Source organism: Streptomyces sp. NPDC002276, assembly GCF_053891435.1.
The window spans coordinates 2,324-20,004 of record NZ_JBSFCQ010000021.1; the positions used below are offsets into that span (position 1 = coordinate 2,324).

At 69.3% G+C, this 17,681-nt stretch carries 20 protein-coding genes and 2 pseudogenes; 13 read left to right on the top strand and 9 right to left on the bottom strand.

The genetic code is table 11. The features are described from left to right. Window positions 1-231, top strand: a 231-nt coding sequence (locus ACWIHT_RS38645) for a hypothetical protein (RefSeq protein WP_456173189.1), incomplete at its 5' end; no start/stop codon positions are given. On the opposite strand, the gene ACWIHT_RS38650 is transcribed toward ACWIHT_RS38645, so the two are convergent. Further along, window positions 219-986: a LuxR C-terminal-related transcriptional regulator gene (locus ACWIHT_RS38650; RefSeq protein WP_019066623.1), complete on the bottom strand. Its 768-nt coding sequence runs from the start codon at window positions 984-986 to the stop codon at window positions 219-221. The genes ACWIHT_RS38645 and ACWIHT_RS38650 overlap by 13 nt on opposite strands. A 261-nt stretch (window positions 987-1,247) precedes the next feature. On the opposite strand from ACWIHT_RS38650, the gene ACWIHT_RS38655 reads away from it, so the two are divergent. The 7 genes and pseudogenes from ACWIHT_RS38655 (at window position 1,248) to ACWIHT_RS38685 (ending at window position 7,114) form a co-directional block, all read left to right on the top strand. Further along, entirely contained in the window at window positions 1,248-1,703 is a 456-nt protein-coding gene (locus ACWIHT_RS38655; RefSeq protein WP_456173190.1) for a GNAT family N-acetyltransferase, read from the top strand. A gap of 67 nt (window positions 1,704-1,770) precedes the next feature. Next, window positions 1,771-2,997 carry an MFS transporter gene (locus tag ACWIHT_RS38660; RefSeq protein WP_456173191.1) on the top strand — a complete coding sequence of 409 codons (1,227 nt, stop codon included), beginning with the start codon at window positions 1,771-1,773 and terminating at the stop codon, window positions 2,995-2,997. A 282-nt stretch (window positions 2,998-3,279) separates the two neighbouring features. After that, the gene (locus ACWIHT_RS38665) at window positions 3,280-3,657 is read left to right on the top strand and encodes a hypothetical protein (RefSeq protein WP_456173192.1); all 378 of its coding nucleotides are present in this window, start codon (window positions 3,280-3,282) and stop codon (window positions 3,655-3,657) included. Next, window positions 3,654-5,741, top strand: a complete 2,088-nt coding sequence (locus tag ACWIHT_RS38670; protein ID WP_456173193.1) for a DNRLRE domain-containing protein — start codon at window positions 3,654-3,656, stop codon at window positions 5,739-5,741. The genes ACWIHT_RS38665 and ACWIHT_RS38670 overlap by 4 nt, the downstream gene beginning before the upstream one ends. A 59-nt stretch (window positions 5,742-5,800) precedes the next feature. After that, a complete protein-coding gene (locus ACWIHT_RS38675) occupies window positions 5,801-6,304 on the top strand; it encodes a hypothetical protein (RefSeq protein WP_456173194.1) in 504 nt (167 codons plus the stop codon). Between the two features lie 49 nt (window positions 6,305-6,353). After that, window positions 6,354-6,803, top strand: a pseudogene (locus ACWIHT_RS38680) (trypsin-like serine protease); the annotation flags it as partial. A 41-nt stretch (window positions 6,804-6,844) separates the two neighbouring features. Continuing rightward, a complete protein-coding gene (locus ACWIHT_RS38685; protein WP_456173319.1) occupies window positions 6,845-7,114 on the top strand; it encodes a trypsin-like serine protease in 270 nt (89 codons plus the stop codon). Window positions 7,115-7,217: 103 nt separating this feature from the next. Here ACWIHT_RS38685 and galK read toward each other — a convergent pair whose 3' ends face one another. The 3 genes from galK to galT are packed head-to-tail and all read right to left on the bottom strand — an operon-like array spanning window position 7,218 to window position 10,394. After that, window positions 7,218-8,360 carry a galactokinase gene (gene galK / locus ACWIHT_RS38690; RefSeq protein WP_456173195.1) on the bottom strand — a complete coding sequence of 381 codons (1,143 nt, stop codon included), beginning with the start codon at window positions 8,358-8,360 and terminating at the stop codon, window positions 7,218-7,220. A gap of 10 nt (window positions 8,361-8,370) precedes the next feature. Continuing rightward, the gene (gene galE / locus ACWIHT_RS38695; protein WP_456173196.1) at window positions 8,371-9,336 is read right to left on the bottom strand and encodes a UDP-glucose 4-epimerase GalE; all 966 of its coding nucleotides are present in this window, start codon (window positions 9,334-9,336) and stop codon (window positions 8,371-8,373) included. Beyond that, on the bottom strand, window positions 9,336-10,394 hold the full coding sequence (gene galT / locus ACWIHT_RS38700; RefSeq protein ID WP_456173197.1) for a galactose-1-phosphate uridylyltransferase: 1,059 nt from the start codon (window positions 10,392-10,394) through the stop codon (window positions 9,336-9,338). The genes galE and galT overlap by 1 nt, the downstream gene beginning before the upstream one ends. 158 nt (window positions 10,395-10,552) lie before the next feature. Between galT and ACWIHT_RS38705 the strand changes: the two genes are divergently transcribed. Together ACWIHT_RS38705 and ACWIHT_RS38710 are read left to right on the top strand one after the other, a co-directional pair. Further along, complete coding sequence (locus tag ACWIHT_RS38705) at window positions 10,553-12,250, top strand: sodium:solute symporter family protein (RefSeq protein ID WP_456173198.1); 1,698 nt, start codon at window positions 10,553-10,555, stop codon at window positions 12,248-12,250. Between the two features lie 20 nt (window positions 12,251-12,270). Continuing rightward, on the top strand, window positions 12,271-12,603 hold the full coding sequence (locus ACWIHT_RS38710) for a hypothetical protein (protein ID WP_456173199.1): 333 nt from the start codon (window positions 12,271-12,273) through the stop codon (window positions 12,601-12,603). 122 nt (window positions 12,604-12,725) lie between these two features. Here ACWIHT_RS38710 and ACWIHT_RS38715 read toward each other — a convergent pair. From ACWIHT_RS38715 to ACWIHT_RS38725, 3 genes and pseudogenes are all read right to left on the bottom strand, one after another. Continuing rightward, window positions 12,726-12,824, bottom strand: a pseudogene (locus ACWIHT_RS38715) (Imm7 family immunity protein); the annotation flags it as partial. Between the two features lie 16 nt (window positions 12,825-12,840). Beyond that, the gene (locus tag ACWIHT_RS38720) at window positions 12,841-13,581 is read right to left on the bottom strand and encodes a class I SAM-dependent methyltransferase (protein WP_456173200.1); all 741 of its coding nucleotides are present in this window, start codon (window positions 13,579-13,581) and stop codon (window positions 12,841-12,843) included. A gap of 110 nt (window positions 13,582-13,691) precedes the next feature. Further along, window positions 13,692-14,156, bottom strand: coding sequence for a hypothetical protein (locus ACWIHT_RS38725; protein ID WP_456173202.1), 465 nt, complete (start codon window positions 14,154-14,156; stop codon window positions 13,692-13,694). Between the two features lie 184 nt (window positions 14,157-14,340). On the opposite strand from ACWIHT_RS38725, the gene ACWIHT_RS38730 reads away from it, so the two are divergent. After that, a complete protein-coding gene (locus ACWIHT_RS38730; RefSeq protein ID WP_456173203.1) occupies window positions 14,341-15,633 on the top strand; it encodes a helix-turn-helix domain-containing protein in 1,293 nt (430 codons plus the stop codon). A 29-nt stretch (window positions 15,634-15,662) separates the two neighbouring features. Here ACWIHT_RS38730 and ACWIHT_RS38735 read toward each other — a convergent pair whose 3' ends face one another. After that, complete coding sequence (locus tag ACWIHT_RS38735; RefSeq protein WP_456173204.1) at window positions 15,663-16,124, bottom strand: ATP-binding protein; 462 nt, start codon at window positions 16,122-16,124, stop codon at window positions 15,663-15,665. Window positions 16,125-16,324: 200 nt separating this feature from the next. Here ACWIHT_RS38735 and ACWIHT_RS38740 point away from each other — a divergent pair, with 200 nt between their 5' ends. Together ACWIHT_RS38740 and ACWIHT_RS38745 are read left to right on the top strand one after the other, a co-directional pair. Then, window positions 16,325-17,176 (top strand): helix-turn-helix domain-containing protein, encoded by an 852-nt coding sequence (locus ACWIHT_RS38740; RefSeq protein WP_456173205.1) that lies wholly within the window; start codon window positions 16,325-16,327, stop codon window positions 17,174-17,176. Between the two features lie 8 nt (window positions 17,177-17,184). Continuing rightward, the gene (locus ACWIHT_RS38745) at window positions 17,185-17,376 is read left to right on the top strand and encodes a DUF397 domain-containing protein (RefSeq protein ID WP_456173206.1); all 192 of its coding nucleotides are present in this window, start codon (window positions 17,185-17,187) and stop codon (window positions 17,374-17,376) included. On the opposite strand, the gene ACWIHT_RS38750 is transcribed toward ACWIHT_RS38745, so the two are convergent. After that, the gene (locus ACWIHT_RS38750; RefSeq protein ID WP_456173207.1) at window positions 17,367-17,669 is read right to left on the bottom strand and encodes a hypothetical protein; all 303 of its coding nucleotides are present in this window, start codon (window positions 17,667-17,669) and stop codon (window positions 17,367-17,369) included. The two genes, ACWIHT_RS38745 and ACWIHT_RS38750, sit on opposite strands and share 10 nt — an antisense overlap. Window positions 17,670-17,681: the final 12 nt, after the last annotated feature.

Here is a 17,681-nt window from a genome sequence, read left to right on the forward strand (position 1 = left end):
CACCGAGCACGAACGGAACCCTCCCGCACCCACCACGGCGAACACACCGACCCGCTACGCCAGTTGACCGCCCCGCTCGACAACATCCCCGGCCAGACCGACCGGACCGACACCGGGACACCTCGCCGGCGCGACCGCCACGAGAGCGGACTGCACCCCCAGCCCACCGAGCACGAACGGAACCCTCCCGCACCCACCACGGCGAACACACCGACCCGCTACGCCAGTTGACCGCCCCGCTCGACAACATCCCCGGCCAGGTCGACCGGACCGACGCCCGCGCGGCGAGCGAGAGCCACCGCCGCGAGGGTCGAGTGGACCCCCAGCTTGCCGAGCACGTTTTGCATATGCGTCCGGACTGTGTGCGGGGAGAGGAACAGTCGCTCGGCGACCGCTTTCCGGCCCAGCCCGGCCACCATGCAGCGCAGCACCTCGCGCTCCCGGGGAGTCAGCGACTCCACCAGACGCTCGCTCTCGGTGCGGTGCTTGCGTGCGGCCGTCAACTCGCGCAGGACGCCGGTCAGCAGGGCGGGTGGCAGGTGCGTCTCGTCGCGAAGCACCCCTCGGATGACGGTTAAAAGCCTGGACAGCGAGCAGTCCTTGGCGACCCAGCCGGACGCCCCGGCCTGAAGCGCCAGCGCGGCCCGGCGCGGATCGTCCTTCTCCGCCAGCACGACCATCCGTACGCTCGGCTGGGCGGAACGGACCCCGGCGACCAGGGAGATCCCGTCCACCAGCCCGTCCTCGTTGCCCGCCTGTACCGGCACCGCGGGGCGAATGCCCTGCACATTGCCGCCCAGGTCGGCGTCGACCAGCAGGACGTCGAATCTGCGGCCCTCGGCGTTCGCGCGCTCCATGCTGCGCAGCGCGGCGGGACCACTGCCTGCCGCGGACACGTCGACATCTGGCTCGGCCGCCAGTGCCGCGGCGAGCGACTCGGCGAAAATGCGATGGTCGTCGACGACCAGGACTCGGATGCGAACCACGAAACCCCCTTCCCCAGGCTCCTGGTGGAGCAGGGGATACCTCATCGTCGGGAGACGAAGCGATGATTGCGGGTACGACGCCCGGGAGCCGCCGCAACCGCACGGCCGCCGCCGTGCAGAGACTGCTACCCCCACATCGGGCGTCGTACCCGACTTGTCTCGCCCCCTGATCAGCACCGGCCCCCACCGGTGCTGTTCACAGGGTACGGCCGGGGCGCAGCAGCGGAACCCAATTTGCAGAACTGACTGTCCGGCGCGTTTATGGTGAGCCGCATGTTTCGTATTGAGACGGAAGTCGACAGAGAGCGACGCGATCTGCTCCGCGCCCGGCTGCTCGAAACCAACACGGCCGCGTCCCCGGTGCTGCGGGCACTGCGCGGAACCCCTCGCGAACGCGAAGTTCCGCTCCACGTGTGGGCGTTGGACGACTCGGGGGAGCTGGCGGGCGGAGCGGTCTGCCACACGTGGGCGGACTGGCTCCATGTGACCTATCTGTGGGTGGACGGCCGACACCGGGGGACGGGACTGGGCGGCCGACTTCTGGCCACGGCCGAGCGGATCGCCGTCACCGAGCGCGCTTGTGTGGCGGCCCGGCTTGAGACATGGGACTTCCAGGCGCCGGAGTTCTACAAGAAGCAGGGGTACCAGGTGGTGTCCGTGATCCCGGACTATCCGCCGGGGATCACGGAGTACACGCTCACCAAGAACCTGGGCTGAGCAGGGCGGTCGGTGAAGTGGCCGGTTGTGGACGTGCGTTGGTGTCGACCCTCTAAAGTCCCTGGCCGTGACAGTCACTTCGACGCGGGGCGCCGGAACATCACCGCTGTGGCGTGAACGGCCCTTCATGCTGCTCGCCGCCGCCCGCACCGTCTCCGTACTGGGCAACGGATTCGCCCGGGTGGCCCTCGCCTTCGCGGTGCTGGCGCTGCCCGGCGCCGGACCCGGCCGGCTCTCCCTGGTCCTGGCCTGCCAGGCGGTGCCGCAGCTGGTGCTCATCCTGGTCGGCGGGGTGATCGCGGACCGGATGTCACGCGCCCGGCTGATGGCGCTCGCGGACGTGCTGGGGGCCGGGGCGTACACGGGCCTGGCCGTGCTGGTCCTGTCCGGGCACGCGCCGGTTCTCGCGATGTGTCTGCTCGCGGTGGCGGCCGGTACGGCGACGGCCCTGTTCGCCCCGGCGATGGAGGGCATCGTGCCGCTGGTGGTCCCCGCGGACCGCCTACAGCGGGCGAACGGTCTGCTGCGGGTGGGCACCAACAGCGCGCTGCTCCTGGGCCTGTCGCTCTCGGGCGTGACGGTGGCGCTGGTCGGTCCCGGCTGGGCGCTGGCCCTGAACGCCGCGTCCTTCGCCCTCAGCGCGGCCCTGACCGCCCGCCTCCCAGTACCGAGCCGCCCGCCCCGGAAGACCTCCGGCTGGGCCGATCTCCGCGACGGCTGGCGGGAGTTCGCGTCCCGCCAGTGGCTGTGGGTGGTGGTGGCCCAGTGGTCGATCGTGATCGCGGCGCTCAACGCGAACGTGGGCGTCCTCGGCCCCCTGACCGCCGACCGCTATCTCGGCGGCGCGCGCGCCTGGTCGCTGATCGTCGCCGCGCAGGCCCTGGGCACGATCGCCGGCGCGGGCCTGGCCTCCCGCGTCCGGGTCCGCCGCCCGATCCTGGTGGCGGTCCTGGCCACGTTCCCGACGGCGGCACCGGTCGCCCTGCTCGCGGTGCGGGCCCCGGTCTGGCTGATCGCCGTGGCGATGTTCACGGCCGGGGTCTCCAGCGACGTCTTCGGCGTCCTGTGGAGCACCACGATCCACCGCGAGATCCCGGAGGAGTCCCTCTCCCGGGTCAGCTCCTACGACTACTTCGGCTCCCTGTCCTTCGCCCCCCTGGGCCTGCTGATCGCGGGACCACTCGCGGCGACCGTGGGACTGGGGCACGCCCTCGCGGGCTGCGCGGCTCTGGTGGTACTGGCCACGGGGGCGGCACTGCTGGCGCCGGGGGTACGGAGGCTCACGGCTCCTTGAGATCGTCAACAGATGGTCAACCAAGTCAAAGGTATGGAGAACTGGTGTTGCCCGAGCACTCTTACTCCCCATTTACTTGCCGCTGTCACGGCAGGTGCACCAACGGGGGAGCAGATGCACATGACACGGCATTTGTCATGCCCTAGACATCTTCGAACGGCCGCACGGACGGCCGTACTCGCCTGCGCACTCGCACTGCTGGTCTCCGGCGGTTCGGTGGCCGCCGGCGCGGACGCGAAGACTTCGTCAGCCGGCGCCACGGACTCGCCGGGTGCGTCGGACATGACCTCGGCCCGGGCACAGGCCGTGGAACAGGGCAAGCGGGTCGAGGTCACCAGCAAGCGCACCGAGGACTCGACCACGTGGGTCAACCCGAACGGCGCGCTGACCACCGAGGTGTTCCAGGAGCCGATCCGGGTCCGCCAGGACGGTACCTGGACGCCCGTCGACACCACACTCGCCGACACGGGAGCCTCGGTCACCCCCGGCGCGACGGTGGCGGGCCTCGACCTCTCCGACGGCGGGACGGGGCCCTTCGCCAAGGTGACGGACGGAGGGACCTCGCTGGCCCTGTCCGTCGGAGGCGACCTGCCGACGCCGACCCTGGACGGGAACACGGCGACGTACGCCGACGCGGTGTCCGGGGCGACCTGGTGGTGACGGCGCTGCCCAGCGGGTTCTCCGAGCAGGTCGTCCTCCACGAACGGCCCGACGGTCCGCTGACCATCCGGATGCCGCTGACGACCTCGCAGGGACTGAAGGTCTCCCAGACCGGTTCCGGCCACCTGCTGTTGACCGACGGGAGCGGCAGGACGGTCGCCGACGCCCCGGCACCGCACATGTGGGACTCGGCCGTCGACCCCGCCTCCGGGCTCGCCGCGCACGACGCCCCGGTCGCGTCCCGGATCGAGAGCACCGACCAGGGCCAAGTCCTCGTCCTCACCCCCGACTTGAGCTTCCTCGACGCCGCCGACGTCAGCTGTCCGCTGACCATCGACCCGACCACCACGCTGGCGGTCAGCACCGACACCTGGATGGAGAGCCCCAACTACACCGACTCGCAACGCTCTTCGGAGGAGCTGCGGGTGGGCTCGTACGACGGCGGCACCCACCGGGCCCGCGCCTACCTGAAGTTCGACGTATCCGACATCGTCGGCTCCCACATCGTGGACACCGACCTGTCCCTGTACTCCTACTGGTCGTCCACCTGCTCCACGGCCGGCTCCGGCATCCGGGTCCGCCGGGTCACCTCCGACTGGGATCCCACCGCCGTCACCTGGGACACCGTGCCGACCGTGACCGGAACCGGCGAGGTGGTCAACACCGGGGCCCACGGCTACTCCTCGTCCTGCCCCGCCGCCTACAGCCACTGGGACGTCGACGCCATCGTGCAGGCCTGGGCGGACGGCGCCCCCAACTACGGCATCCAACTGCGCGCGGTCGACGAGACCGACTCCCTGACCTGGCGGCGCTACCGCTCCGCGAACTACGTCTCCGGAGACGATGCCGTAGAACCGCATCTGACCATCACCTACGAGGACTCCGAACTCGCGGGCATCACCGACTCGGCCGACCTCACCACGCCGGTGATCAGCAGCGGCACGGTCAAGGACGCCGCCGGAAACGTGGCGGCCGGAGCGGACGTGGTCCTGTACGCCTGGCCGGACAACGAGTCGGACGACGCCCTCGAAGAGGGGGACTCGGTGAAACTTCAGCCCGTCGCGAAGGCGGTCTCCGACAGCAGCGGCGGCTACGTCCTGCGGGTGGCCTCCGCATCCTCCCTGACCCCGGAGGCCGCAGCGGACGGCACGGTGAACCTCGAAACTGTCGCGTACTCGGGCAGCCACCAGGCCCTGTTCAGCTTCCCCCGCACACTGGTCACTTCGTCGAGCACCACGGCGTATCTGGCGGCGGCCACAGACGCAGTCACGTCGGATACGGACTCGACCACCATCGCTGACACCACCCCCGTGGTCGCCGACCTGGTGTTGGACAACGCGCTGTCCACCTCCGAATACTCAAGCTCCACCGTCGACGCCGGCAACGGCGTTGACGAGGAGAGCAGTTCGGCACCCGAGTCCCTGACGGACGATCCGGACAGCGCGACCGCCTCCGCCGCGGACGACGCCGCAGCCGCCGAATCCACAGCGAGCGACACGACCGCCGACGCGGGCGTCACCAAGGGCTGCAGCGGCACGCTGAAGAAGAAGCTGGGCGAGCATTGGGTGATCGCCGGCCAGACCTACAGCGCCACCACCGGCGTCCAGCACAGCTTCGAGTACAGCAGGGGTGCGGACAGTTCGCTGGGTGTCGGCGTCTCCGCCACCGGCGCCTACGGCAGCTTCACCGGAAGCGGCTCGATCTCCAAGTCCAACTCGATGACGATCGGCATGGGCGGCCGGGGATCCACGATCAGCCAGCACTACGAGGTGCGGGCCAGGGGCTACTACGGCGGTGCGAAGACGAGCGCCGCCTACATCCCCACCGCCAAACACTGCGCCTACTACCAGAAAGACACCCATTTCACCCGGACCACCTCCCACGCCATCACCTGGACCGACGGCGCCAGTCTCGCCGATGTGATCGGCATCGACCTGTCGGTCGAAACCGGCTACTCCAGCGACGCAACGGTGGACTACACCTTCAACGCCAACCGCTGCCTCTGCGGTACCGGCGGAGCAGTGGGTGGCAAGCACCCGTACAACTTCGTCGCCACCACCACGAACAGCGGGCACACCCGATGAACGTAAGACCGTCGCTGCCAGCTCTCATACTGCTTGCGGCCCTGACAGCAGGCTGCTCCGTGGCACAGCAGCAGGACTCCACCGATGGGCCGTTGGACGAGCCCGGATACTCCGACGGCGGATCGGGCAAGGTGTGCATTACCGCGAAGACAAGCGGCAGCATCTTCTTCGGCGGCGACGAGTTGCACAACTACGGCGCCAAGGCCCTCGTCATCGACAAGATCACGCTGCGCGAGGCGAACGGCGTACGACTGGTCGAGGCACTCATCGTGTCCAACTCGTCGGCCTTCATCGGCTACGGCCACGGCTGGCCCCCCGATCCGGAAGCGCGCACCGGACCCGGCATCGACTGGGCCCACCGCCGCAAGGCCGTGGGAGCGACCGTCTCCCCCCAGTCCGACAACGCGAAAGTCGCGAACAACCTGGTCCTGCATCTCCAGGTCACCGCCGCCTCCGGGGTGCGCATGGCCGGAATCCGGGTGCGTTACCACGTCGGCGGCTCCGCCTACGTGTGGGACAACGTGCTGGGCCTGACCGTGGAGACGAAGAAGAAGTCATGCTGAACCGCCCATGCCCCGTCGCCTCGTGACGAGCGTCCCGGCAGCGGTGCTGATGATCCTCATCGGCCTGCTGCCGGGCGGCTCGGCGGGCCCTCGCGGAAGCACCCCGGATCCGCGTCCCGGCACCGACACCGACACCGGCCCGGTCGTGGCCCTGGTCAACGCGTCCTCACCCGCCGGGAACCTCTTCAACGGCCAGTTCTGCGGAGGCGTCCTGGTCTCCCCCACCGTGGTCCTCACCGCGGCCCACTGTGTGCGCGGCAGACGGCCCGGCTCCGTGGACGCCGTCGTCGGGGCCGACAACCTGTGCCGCAGCGCACCCGTCCCCGGTCAGCGACTGCCCGTCCGCGCGGTCCTCCCGCATCCCCGCACGCAACAGGGGCGAACCGTGGACGCCGCGCTCCTGGTACTGGCGGGCAAGGCCACCGCCGCACCCGCCCGCCTACCGGCCCCGAGCGACCAACTGCCCGCCACCGGCACCGAGTTCGGCTGGGGACGAGACGGCTACGGCCGGGTCGCCCCTGCCGCCGCACCTCGGTCCCGCTGCGTTTCGTACCCGGCGAGCGGTGCGCCCGCGCGCAGCGCGACCTGGACATCGCCCCCAACCCCGCCTGGCAACTGTGCGCCGTACCGGCCCCCGAAGCCACCCGCAACACCTGCACAGGCGACTCCGGCAGCCCGGTACTGGCCGCGAACAGGGTCTGGGGTCTGGTCGCCTGGGGCCCCAGTTGCCGCCTCGACGACGTGGGCGTCTACGTGCGGGTGCCCGCGCTCAGCACCTGGGTGGCCGCCGGACCCGCAACGGCACGATGAAGCCGTCGCGAGCCCGAGAGCACGTTGGGGGGCGACACCTCGCGACCCGACCTGACCCGACCTGACCCGAGCCGACCCGACTCGCCCGGCAAGGCGCCGGGCCTCACGCCACCCGCCGCGCCCCCGCCGAAGGCACCGCCGGGAACACGCGCGGTGCGGTGTAGCCCGCCGCCGCGAACGCCTCCTCCACCGCCTTCGTGACCGTGTCCGCGTCCGTGGCCTCGACCAGGACGATCGCCGAGCCGCCGAAGCCGCCGCCCGTCATCCGGGCCCCGAGGGCGCCCGCGCCGACCGCCGTGTCGACCACGAGGTCCAACTCCGGGCAGGAGATGCGCAGATCGTCGCGGAGGGAGGCGTGCCCCTCGGTCAGCACCGGGCCGATCGCGCGGACCTCGCCCGCGTCGAGCAGGTTGATGACCTGGTCCACCCGGTGGTCGTCGGAGACGACATGGCGGACGTAGCGCCGGATCCGCTCATCGCTCAGCCGCGCCAGTGACGACTCCAGGTCCTCGTACGCCACGTCCCGCAGGAAGGGGACGCCGAGTTGGCGGGCGCCCTCCTCGCAGCCCTCGCGGCGTTCCGCGTACTCGCCGTCTCCGAGGGCGTGCTTGACACGGCTGTCGACCACCAGGAGCGACAGGCCCTCCGACGCCAGGTCGAACGGGATCTGACGGATCGACAGATCGCGGCAGTCGAGGTGGAGCGCGTGGCCCTCCTCGGCGCAGGCCGAGGCCGTCTGGTCCATGATCCCGCAGGGGACGCCGACGAAGTCGTTCTCCGCGCGCTGCGAGAAGCGGGCCAACTCCGGCCCGGACAGGCCGAGTTCGAAGAGGTCGTTCAGGGCCAGGGCCGTGACGACCTCCAACGCCGCCGAGGACGACAGGCCCGCGCCCGTCGGCACCGTGGACGACAAGTGGATGTCAGCGCCGGTCACTTGGTGACCCGCCTCGCGCAACACCCAGACCACGCCCGCCGGATACGCGGCCCAGCTGGTGTTGGTGCGCGGAGCCAGTTCCTCGACATGCAGTTCCACGACCGGGCCCTCGATGTCCGCCGAGTGGAGCCGGAGGACTCCGTCGCTGCGGCGGGACACCGCCGCCACCGCCGTGTGCGGCAGGGCGAGCGGCATCACGAAGCCCTCGTTGAAGTCGGTGTACTCGCCGATCAGGTTGACCCGGCCCGGCGCGGCCCAGACGCCCTCGGGAGCGGTGCCGTACAGCTCCTCGAAGCCCTCAAGTACACCCACGTGTCGTCTCCTAACCCTTCGATACGTTCTGCGCGAACGCCCACGCGTCCGCGACGATGCCCGCGAGGTCCGCGCGGGTCGGGTTCCAGCCGAGGCGCTCCTTGGCGCGGTCCGCCGAGGCGACCAGGGTCGCCGGGTCGCCGCCGCGGCGCGGGGCGACGATCTCGGGGATCGGGTGCCCGGTGACCTGGCGGACCGTCTCGATGACCTGGCGGACGGAGAAGCCCTCGCCGTTGCCCAGGTTGCAGATCAGGTGCTCGCCGGGCGTGGCCGCCTTCAGCGCCAGCAGGTGCGCGTCGGCCAGGTCCGCGACGTGGATGTAGTCACGGACGCAGGTGCCGTCCGGCGTCGGGTAGTCGTCGCCGTAGACGGAGATCGCGTCCCGCTTGCCCTGGGCGACCTGGAGCACGAGCGGGATGAGGTGCGACTCGGGGGCGTGCCGCTCGCCGCAACTGCCGTACGCACCGGCCACGTTGAAGTAGCGCAGGGAGACCGCGCCGAGGCCGTGGGCCGCCGCCTCGCTCGTGATCATGAAGTCGACCGAGAGCTTCGAGGCGCCGTAGGGGTTGGTCGGGGAGGTGCGGGCGGTCTCGACGATCGGGACCTCCTCCGGCTCGCCGTACGTGGCCGCCGTGGAGGAGAAGACGAGCTTGCGGACGCCGGCCTCGCGCATCGAGGCGAGGAGGGCCATCGAGCCGCCGACGTTGTTCTCCCAGTACTTCTCCGGCTTGACGACGGACTCGCCGACCTGGGAGAAGGCGGCGAAGTGCAGCACGGCGTCGAAGGAGGAGTCGAGCCACTTGGCGGCGTCGCGGATGTCGCCCTCGATGAAGGTGGCACCCGCCGGGACGCCCTCCCTGAAACCCGTCGAGAGGTTGTCCAGGACGGTGACCTCGTGGCCCGCCTCCAGCAGGTGCTGGGCGACCACGCTGCCGACGTAACCCGCCCCGCCCGTGACCAGGTACTTACCGCTCATCAACTCGCTACCTCTCGCAGTCGCTCGGCCGCGCGCTCCGGCGGCACGTCGTTGATGAACACGCTCATGCCGGACTCGGAACCCGCGAGGAACTTCAGCTTGCCGGAAGTGCGGCGAATGGTGAAAAGCTCAAGGTGGAGCGCGAAGTCGTCCCTGCTCACACCCTCGAACTCCTCCAGCGTGCCGAACGGCGCCTGGTGCCAGGCGGAGATGTACGGCGTCGGAGGCTCTCCCTCACCGAAGATCCGGTCGAAGCGCCTCAAGAGTTCCAGATAGACCTTGGGGAACTCTGTGCGGGCCGCCTCGTCCAGGCCGAGCAGATCGGGCACCCGGCGCTTGGGATACAGGTGGACCTCGAAGGGCCAGTGCGCCGCGTACGGCACGAAGGCGGCCCAGTGTTCACCCTCAAGGACGACCCGCTCACCGGCGAGTTCGCGCTCCAGGACCGAATCGAAGAGGTTCTCCCCGCCGGTCGCCTCCTTGTGCGCCGCGAGTGAACGCAGCATCAGGGCGGTGCGCGGGGTGGTGAAGGGGTACGCGTAGATCTGGCCGTGGGGATGACCGAGGGTCACACCGATCTCTTCGCCGCGGTTCTCGAAACAGAAGACCTGCTCGACGGAGGGAAGATGCGACAGCTCCGAGGTCCGGTCCGTCCACGCGTCGAGGACGAGGGCCGCCTGCTCCTCGGTCAGCGCGGCGAAGGACGCGTCGTGGTCGGAGGTGAAGCAGACCACCTCGCAGCGGCCGGAGTCGCCGGCCAGCGAGGGGAAACGGTTCTCGAACACGACGACGTCGTACGAGGAGTCCGGGATCTCGCTGAGCCGGTCGCCCGTCGTCGGGCAGAGCGGGCACTGGTCGGCCGGCGGGTGGTAGGTGCGGCCCTGGCGGTGCGAGGCGATCGCCACCGAGTCGCCGAGCAGCACGTCCCGCCGTACCTCCGAAGTGGTGACCGTGCGCTCCAGCGGGCGGCGGTCCACCGCGTCGCGCACGGTGTCGTCCCGCAGGTCGTAGTAGATGAGCTCACGACCGTCGGCCAACCGGGTCGAGGTCTTCTTCACGCCGGGCTCTCCATCCGTACGTACATCCACGCCACCATCCACGCCACATCCGGGCTTCACACAGAACTAAACACATCAAACCACCGATCCCCCCAGTCGTCACCATCAAAATCAAACAAAGAACACCAAACGAAGAACACAAACAAGGTGAGCGCTTGATGCAGACTCCCCAGCCCCCCACCTCCCCCATCTCCCTCGCCGCCGAGCTCCGGCTCCCCACCAACGGGCTCGACTACACGATCCTGGCGATCTACTTCGTCGTCGTCCTCGGCATCGGCCTGGCCGCCCGCAGATCGGTGAAGACGAGCCTCGACTTCTTCCTCTCCGGACGATCCCTACCGGCCTGGATCACCGGCCTCGCCTTCATCTCGGCCAACCTGGCCGCCACCGAGATCCTCGGCATGGCCGCCAACAGCGCGCAGTACGGCGCGTACACCGTGCACTGGTACTGGATCGGCGCCATCCCGGCCATGGTCTTCCTCGGCCTGGTGATGATGCCCTTCTACTACGGCTCGAAGGTGCGCTCGGTCCCGGAGTTCCTGCTCCTCCGCTTCGACAAGTGGGCACACCTGCTGAGTTCGATCCTGTTCGCCTTCGCGGCCATCCTCATCGCGGGCGTCAATCTCTACGCCCTCGCGATCGTCGTCGAGGCGCTGCTGGGCTGGCCGCAGTGGGTGGCGATCGTGGTCGCGGGTGCGTTCGTGCTCGCGTACATCACCCTCGGCGGGCTGTCGTCCGCGATCTACAACGAAGTGCTCCAGTTCTTCGTGATCCTCGCGGCGCTCATCCCCATCTCCTACCTCGGCCTGAAGAAGGTCGGCGGCTGGGACGGCCTGACCCACAAACTGGACGCGACCCACGGCCACAACTTCACCACCGCGTGGGGCGGCACCGGCATCGGCAGCGTCAACCCGCTCGGCGCGAACTGGCTGACCATCGTGCTGGGCCTGGGCTTCGTGCTGTCCTTCGGCTACTGGACGACGAACTTCGCGGAGGTACAGCGCGCGCTCTCGGCGAAGAACCTCTCAGCCGCCCAGCGCACCCCGCTCATCGCCGCGTACCCGAAGGTCTTCATCGTGTTCCTGGTGATGATCCCGGGCCTGGTGGCGGCGGCGCTGGTCCCGAAGATCGGCACCAGTGGCTCGGACCTCCAGTACAACGACGCGATCCCGTACCTGATGGAACAGCTGCTGCCCAACGGCGTCCTCGGCATCGCGGTGACGGGTCTGCTGGCGGCGTTCATGGCGGGCATGGCGGCCAACGTCTCGTCCTTCAACACGGTCTTCACGAACGACATCTGGGCGAAGTACGTAGTGACGGACCGCGAGGACGAGTACTACGTCCGCTTCGGTCGCCTGATCACGGTGGTAGGCGTGGCGGCGTCGGTGGGCACAGCCTTCCTGGCCTCCTCCTTCTCGAACATCATGAGCTACCTACAGACGCTCTTCTCCTTCTTCAACGTGCCGATGTTCGTGGTCTTCATCGTCGGCATGTTCTGGAAGAAGGCCACGCCCAGGTCCGGCTTCTGGGGCCTCCTCGCGGGCACGGTGACCGCGATGCTGAACTACTTCTGGATCTACAAGCAGGGCATCATCTCCATCCCCTCCGACCAGGGCGCCAACTTCGTCTCCGCGATCGCCGGGTTCGTCGCGGGTGCGGTGGTCATGTTCGCGGTCTCCCTCTTCACGCAACCGAAGCCGGCGGAACAGCTCCAAGGCCTGATCTACGGCACGACATCCCCCGGCATGACCGAGGCCCCCGCCGCGGGCGACGACGCGTGGTACCGCCGCCCGGCCCTGCTCGGCTGGGGCGCGGTGATCCTGGCCGCGCTGTGCTACATCCCGTTCTCGTTCTAGTCGCGGAGGATTGAGAAACCATGTCCGAACACTCAGGTCACTCAGATCACTCCGAGCATGATCTCCAGCGCGAAGTCAGCGAGCTGGAGGGCAAGTCGACGACCGCGTCCCGCCTCTTCGACCTGCGGCTGATCATCGGTGGGTTGTTCGTCGTCTACGGCGTGATCGTCACGATCGCCGGGATCAACCCGTCGGACTCCTCGCTGGACAAGTCCGAGGGCGTCAACATCAACCTGTGGACCGGGATCGCGATGCTGCTGCTCGGCATCTTCTTCCTGGGGTGGCTGAAGCTGCGGCCGACGCCTCCGGTGGAACTGTCGGAGGTACCGGAGGAGGAAGAGGGGGGCTTGTAGCCACCTCGCGAGCGACGGCGGCCGTGGCGGCTGTGGCAGCGGTCACAAGGCCTCAACCCGTGAAGGGGCTCAAACAGCTCGACCACGTCGGGAGATGAGCGGTGATTGGAAATGCCGCCGAGGTGGATGAACGGTTCGCCGTTCATCCACCTGAGGTCAAGCAAGTACGGGCTGTCCATCTGGGCGATGTGACGACGAAGCTCATCGACGATCTGCCGCAACCGCGGCTCATCATCGTCATCGGCCGCGGTCTCCCTGACCGTGATTCACCTGTGGTACTCGAACATCCCACGATCGTAGTGACGTGACCAGCAGTGTGCCCGCGGTGCGTGGTCCCTCGACGGTCGACGGCAACAAGTCGACGACCGTTTCGGTGAACCCGGCCTCGTCCAGAACCTTCACCCAGACCTGCTCCTGAAGCACCCACCGACGCATCGTGCACACGTCCCCCTCCGGCGTCTTCGCCGGGACGGCGGCGGCCACCACGTCCGGTTGCGCGGGGGCGCCGCTCAGATAGTGCGCGAGCGTGGAGAACACCAGACGTCCGCCCGGCTTGAGAGCGGTGGCAGCCGCGGGCAGCAGCTCACGGGGGTCGGTGAAGTCGAGGGCGCCGAAGACGCTGTAGAGCACGTCGTAGGTGTTGGTCGTCGCCTTCAGGTGCGACACGGCGTCGGAGGCCACGATGCTCAGACGTGGTGCCAGGTGGCCGAACAGGTGGATGGCCATGTCGTGCTGGCCCGGGGAGGCGTCCACGGCAACAACCCGAGCGGGTTCGTGGTGGGTGACGAGGTGGGCGGCGTGCCGGGCAGCCCCGGCGCCAAGGTCACCGACGACCAGTCCGGACAGGTCCCCCAGCGCTTCCGGGCCCGGGCCACCGTCCTGGCTCCAGTTCCAGTGGAACGTACCGGGGACCGCCCGGTCACGCTCGGCGCGGCTGCGCCCGTAGTGGTGCCAGAGGTCCGAGGAGGTGGTCGTCACGCGGACAATCTTGGCGAACAGGGTCCGCCGATATGCCGATTCCGGGGATTCTCACCCTCGCGCGCGTGAGGCCCCGGCCGGAATCGGCCAGGGCCCGGCGGACCCCTCGGTCAGTGCGAGTCGTTGCCAGGGTGGCAGGGGCCGCACTCGGCGGCGTCCGTCCACAACGACAGGTCTACGTCCCAGCCGTCGGCCGCGATCACGGTCGCCGTCCTCATCACCGAGCCGTCGTTCTTCATCTCGACCTTGGGCACGTGGTGCAGGAAGTGTCCGCCGTTGAAGCAGTCGCACAGGTCGGCGTACGCCACGGTGTCGAGGATGATCGCGTGAACACCGATGTCGACGAGCTTGCTAGGCGCAAGCCCCAGGGACTCGCCCCGGTGGTTCATCGCGGTCAGCAGATACGCGTACCCCTGTCCGAGAACCCGGCCGGCCATGGTCGAGTCGTACGGGTAGTCGCGTACGAGGAGTGCGACCTGCTTGTCCCACAGATCGGTCGGCACGACCTTCCGTACGGAGCGGGCCGGGACGCACGTCGGGTCGGTGGCCGGTGAGGGTGCGACAGCCGTTGCCATGATGCCTCCTTGGACGGTGCCCCGCGGTTCGGGGCCACTGCACCCAGCACACCGCGCCGGACACCTGACGGATGGTCAGCACTCGTGCTGCGCAAGGGTTTTGCACGGTGTGCAAGCGGTCTCGACGACCCCGCTGCGGGTCCGTAGCGTGAGAGGCCCCGGCCGTGCGGTGTGGGAGGGGCCTGTGCCCGTTGACCCGCTCTGGAACAGTACGAAAGCGCGCGAGTTGACCGCGCAACGGCGCCCGGGCGCACTCATTCGCCTCGGCCGCGAACACCACGCGTGGACTCTTGCCGCCCTCGGCGACCGGCTCGGCTGCTCACCGGCCACGGTCTCCCGGCTGGAACGCAGCACCAGAGTCGTCGACCTGACCCTGGTGCACCGCGCCGCACTCGAAGTCGGCGTCCCACAACACGTCCTGGTGAGTTCCCTTGCGCCACCCACCCCGACGGCATCGACGGCCACTAGAGTGTCGGCCAGTCCGCATGCCGAGGAGGACCCGATGCGCCGCCGTACGCTGCTCACCGCAACGGCAGTCGCCGGTCCGGCCGCCCTGCTGCTGGGGGTGGACGAGGCCCTGGCCGACACCCCCGCACCGACCGGCGCCGGATCGCTGGACGCCCGGCTGGCCGCGGCCCGCGAGCTGTACGACAAGGGCACGCACGCGCGTCTGCTCGCCGTGTTGCCCGGCCTCATCGCCGACGGGCACGCCGCCGCTTCCTCGCGCCGGGAACTCGATCAGGCCCGGCTCTCCTCCGTCTACAGCCTCGCCGCCGCCGTACTGAGCAAGCTCGGCTCCTACGAGCAGGCCCGGCTCACCGCGGACCGCGCCCGGACCTGGGCCGAGGTCTCCGGCTCACCGCTCGCATCAGCCGCCGCGGTCCGGGAGTTGGCAATCGTCCTGCGCCACCAGAACCGCAATGAGGAGGCCCAGCGCCTCATGTCGGCCGCGGCCTCCGGTGTGGAAACCACCGGCCTGCGGACCGAGGCGTCGGCGTCCGCGTACGCGCAGATGCTCTGCACCCTCGCCTACACCGCCGCCCGCGGCGGCCACCGCGCCGAAGCCCTGACCATGGCCGAGGAAGCCCGCCGCGCCGCCAGCCGACTGCCTCAAGCCGCCCCAGCAGGACGCCTGTTCCCCATCAATCCGGCCGCGGTCGACCTGTACGCGGTCGGAGTGCACTGGGCCCTCGGAGACGCGGGCGCCGCCCTCGAAGCCGGGAAGAACCTGCGCCCCGCGCAGTTCCCCACTGCCGAGCGCAAGGCCCGACTGGGCACCGACATGGCGCGAGCGTGGTGGGCATGGCAGCGCCCCGAGCAGACCGCCCAGGCATTGCTGTCCGCGTACCGCGCCAGCCCGGCCGAGGTCCGGGACCGGCCCGCGATCCGCGGCATCGTCCACGAGTTGGCCGAACGGCACCCGCGTACAACCGGCGTCCGTGAGTTGCGGACGGCTGTACGTCAGCAGGCGAGCTGACACACCCCGCGTGGCGGAGCCGCACGTTGTCACAGCTGCGCGCCCCTGGGGAGTTGGCGTCGGCCGCGTTCTTGGCCCTGGGCCACGCCCAGTTCGCACCACACGTACTTGCCGCGCTGTCCGTTCCTCGACAGCGGCTGCCATCCCCAGAGGTCGGCGCAGGCCCGAACCAGGGCGAGGCCTCGGCCTGCTTCGGCGTCCAAGAGCTTCGCCAACTGGCCCGGCGGCTCAGGAGGTTCGGGATCCGCGTCCCACGCCCCCACCCGTAGCACCCCCGCCGACCACCGCACCCCGAGCATCGCCGGCCCCTTGGTGTGCAGTACGGCGTTGGCCACCAGTTCCGTCGCGAGGAGTTCGGCGGTGTCCGCGACGCCGATGAGTCCGTGCACGGTGAGGACCAGGCGGAGGGTACGGCGGCAGACGGTGACGGCTCGGCGGTCGTTCGGGATGGAGAGGGAGTACTCCCAGGGTTCGGACTCGGTTTCGGGCATACGGCAGCTCCTGATGAGGGGAGGAGTGAGAGGCGGTGGCATTGCCGCAACCGTCATGGCAGGACGAGGCGGTGCGCTTCCGCAGCGTGTACGTCGCGTCACCGACGGTACGGGTAAAATTTGGAACAGTGCAAGTCGTTGTCGTAATCTGCCCCCGAACGAGTCACCGCCCCACGGCAGTTGGGGCGAGAGAGGAAGCCATGCCGCGCAGACGGCAAGTCACCGCGCGCCAGGAACGCCTGGGCATTGAACTGCGGAAGCTGCGTGAGACAGCAGGACTCAAAGCACGGGAAGCCGCCGCGCTGGTCGGGTCCGACTCCGCCCAGATGAGTCAGATGGAGTCCGGAATCGCAGGAGTGAGCGAGGAACGCGTACGCAGCCTCGCCGCTCATTACTCCTGCGAGGACGAGGAGTTGATCGATGCGCTGATCGCAATGGCCACGGATCGGACACGCGGTTGGTGGGAGGAGTACCGGGGGCTGCTGCCCACGTCGTTCCTGGACCTGTCCGAGCTGGAGCACCACGCCACCTACCGCTGGGACGTGGATTTCCTCCATGTCCCCGGCCTGCTCCAGACGAAGGACTATGCTCGCGCGGTCTTCTCGCACAGAGTGCCCGCGCTTCCCCCGAGAGACCTCGAACTGCGGACCGAACACCGGATGAAGCGACACCGCATCATCGAGGGTGCCCAACCGACTCCGTACGAAGCCGTAGTGCACGAGGGGGCCCTGCGCATCCGGGTCGGCGACCGTCCCGCGTCACGAGCTCAACTCACCCGCGTCCTGGAACTCTCGGAAGCGGACCACGTGACCGTACGTGTCATCCCGTTCGACCTGGATGGATTCATCGATGCCGGAAGCGCCATGGTGTACGCGGGTGGCACTGTGCCCAAGCTGGACACGGTCGTGCGGGACGCGCCCCACGGTTCCGCCTTCGTCGACTCCGAGGCGCAACTCGGCAGCTTCCGAACGCTTTTCCGTAGAGTGAAGGGTGTGTCACTCGACCCCGAACGCTCGCGTGACTTCATCCACAGGCTGACGAAGGAACTGTGAGGCGCACCATGACACCCCTGACCAACTGGCAGAAGTCGTCCTTCTCCGGCGGCGGCGACGGCAACGCCTGCATCGAACTCGCCACCACCCCCACCACCCTCCACCTCCGCGAAAGCGACACCCCCGCCACCTTCCTCACCACCACCCCCACCGCCCTCGCCGCCCTCCTCCACCGCATACGCGCCAACCGTCACGGCTGACCCGTGTCCACACCCAGGGACTCCAGGAACGGCAGATACGCCGCCTCGACCTTCCGGGCGTCGCGGCGGGCGTATGTGCGGGCGTCGTTGCGCGGGGTGCCGTCGTAGATGTCGGTGAGAAAAGCCGGCCCAGGGGGGTCGAAAAGGGCCAGCCAGGGGTAGCGCCTGCGGGCGCCGGGCGGGCCGATGACCGTCCAGGCCCAGTGCAGCGCCAGCAGTGCCGTGGCAGGGTCCTTTGACGGTCTACGCCTGCGGACGGCCCGTAGGACGGCCGCGTGTTCCTTACGGCTCATGGCCTCCCACGT

Excerpts from the sequence above, each read along its gene's own strand:
- ACWIHT_RS38655 (WP_456173190.1), top strand. The coding sequence starts at position 1,248 with ATGGTGAGCCGCATGTTTCGTATTGAGACGGAAGTCGACAGAGAGCGA.
- ACWIHT_RS38665 (WP_456173192.1), top strand. The coding sequence starts at position 3,280 with ATGACCTCGGCCCGGGCACAGGCCGTGGAACAGGGCAAGCGGGTCGAG.
- galE (WP_456173196.1), bottom strand. The coding sequence starts at position 9,336 with ATGAGCGGTAAGTACCTGGTCACGGGCGGGGCGGGTTACGTCGGCAGC.
- ACWIHT_RS38705 (WP_456173198.1), top strand. The coding sequence starts at position 10,553 with ATGCAGACTCCCCAGCCCCCCACCTCCCCCATCTCCCTCGCCGCCGAG.
- ACWIHT_RS38710 (WP_456173199.1), top strand. The coding sequence starts at position 12,271 with ATGTCCGAACACTCAGGTCACTCAGATCACTCCGAGCATGATCTCCAG.
- ACWIHT_RS38725 (WP_456173202.1), bottom strand. The coding sequence starts at position 14,156 with ATGGCAACGGCTGTCGCACCCTCACCGGCCACCGACCCGACGTGCGTC.
- ACWIHT_RS38735 (WP_456173204.1), bottom strand. The coding sequence starts at position 16,124 with ATGCCCGAAACCGAGTCCGAACCCTGGGAGTACTCCCTCTCCATCCCG.
- ACWIHT_RS38740 (WP_456173205.1), top strand. The coding sequence starts at position 16,325 with ATGCCGCGCAGACGGCAAGTCACCGCGCGCCAGGAACGCCTGGGCATT.
- ACWIHT_RS38745 (WP_456173206.1), top strand. The coding sequence starts at position 17,185 with ATGACACCCCTGACCAACTGGCAGAAGTCGTCCTTCTCCGGCGGCGGC.
- ACWIHT_RS38750 (WP_456173207.1), bottom strand. The coding sequence starts at position 17,669 with ATGAGCCGTAAGGAACACGCGGCCGTCCTACGGGCCGTCCGCAGGCGT.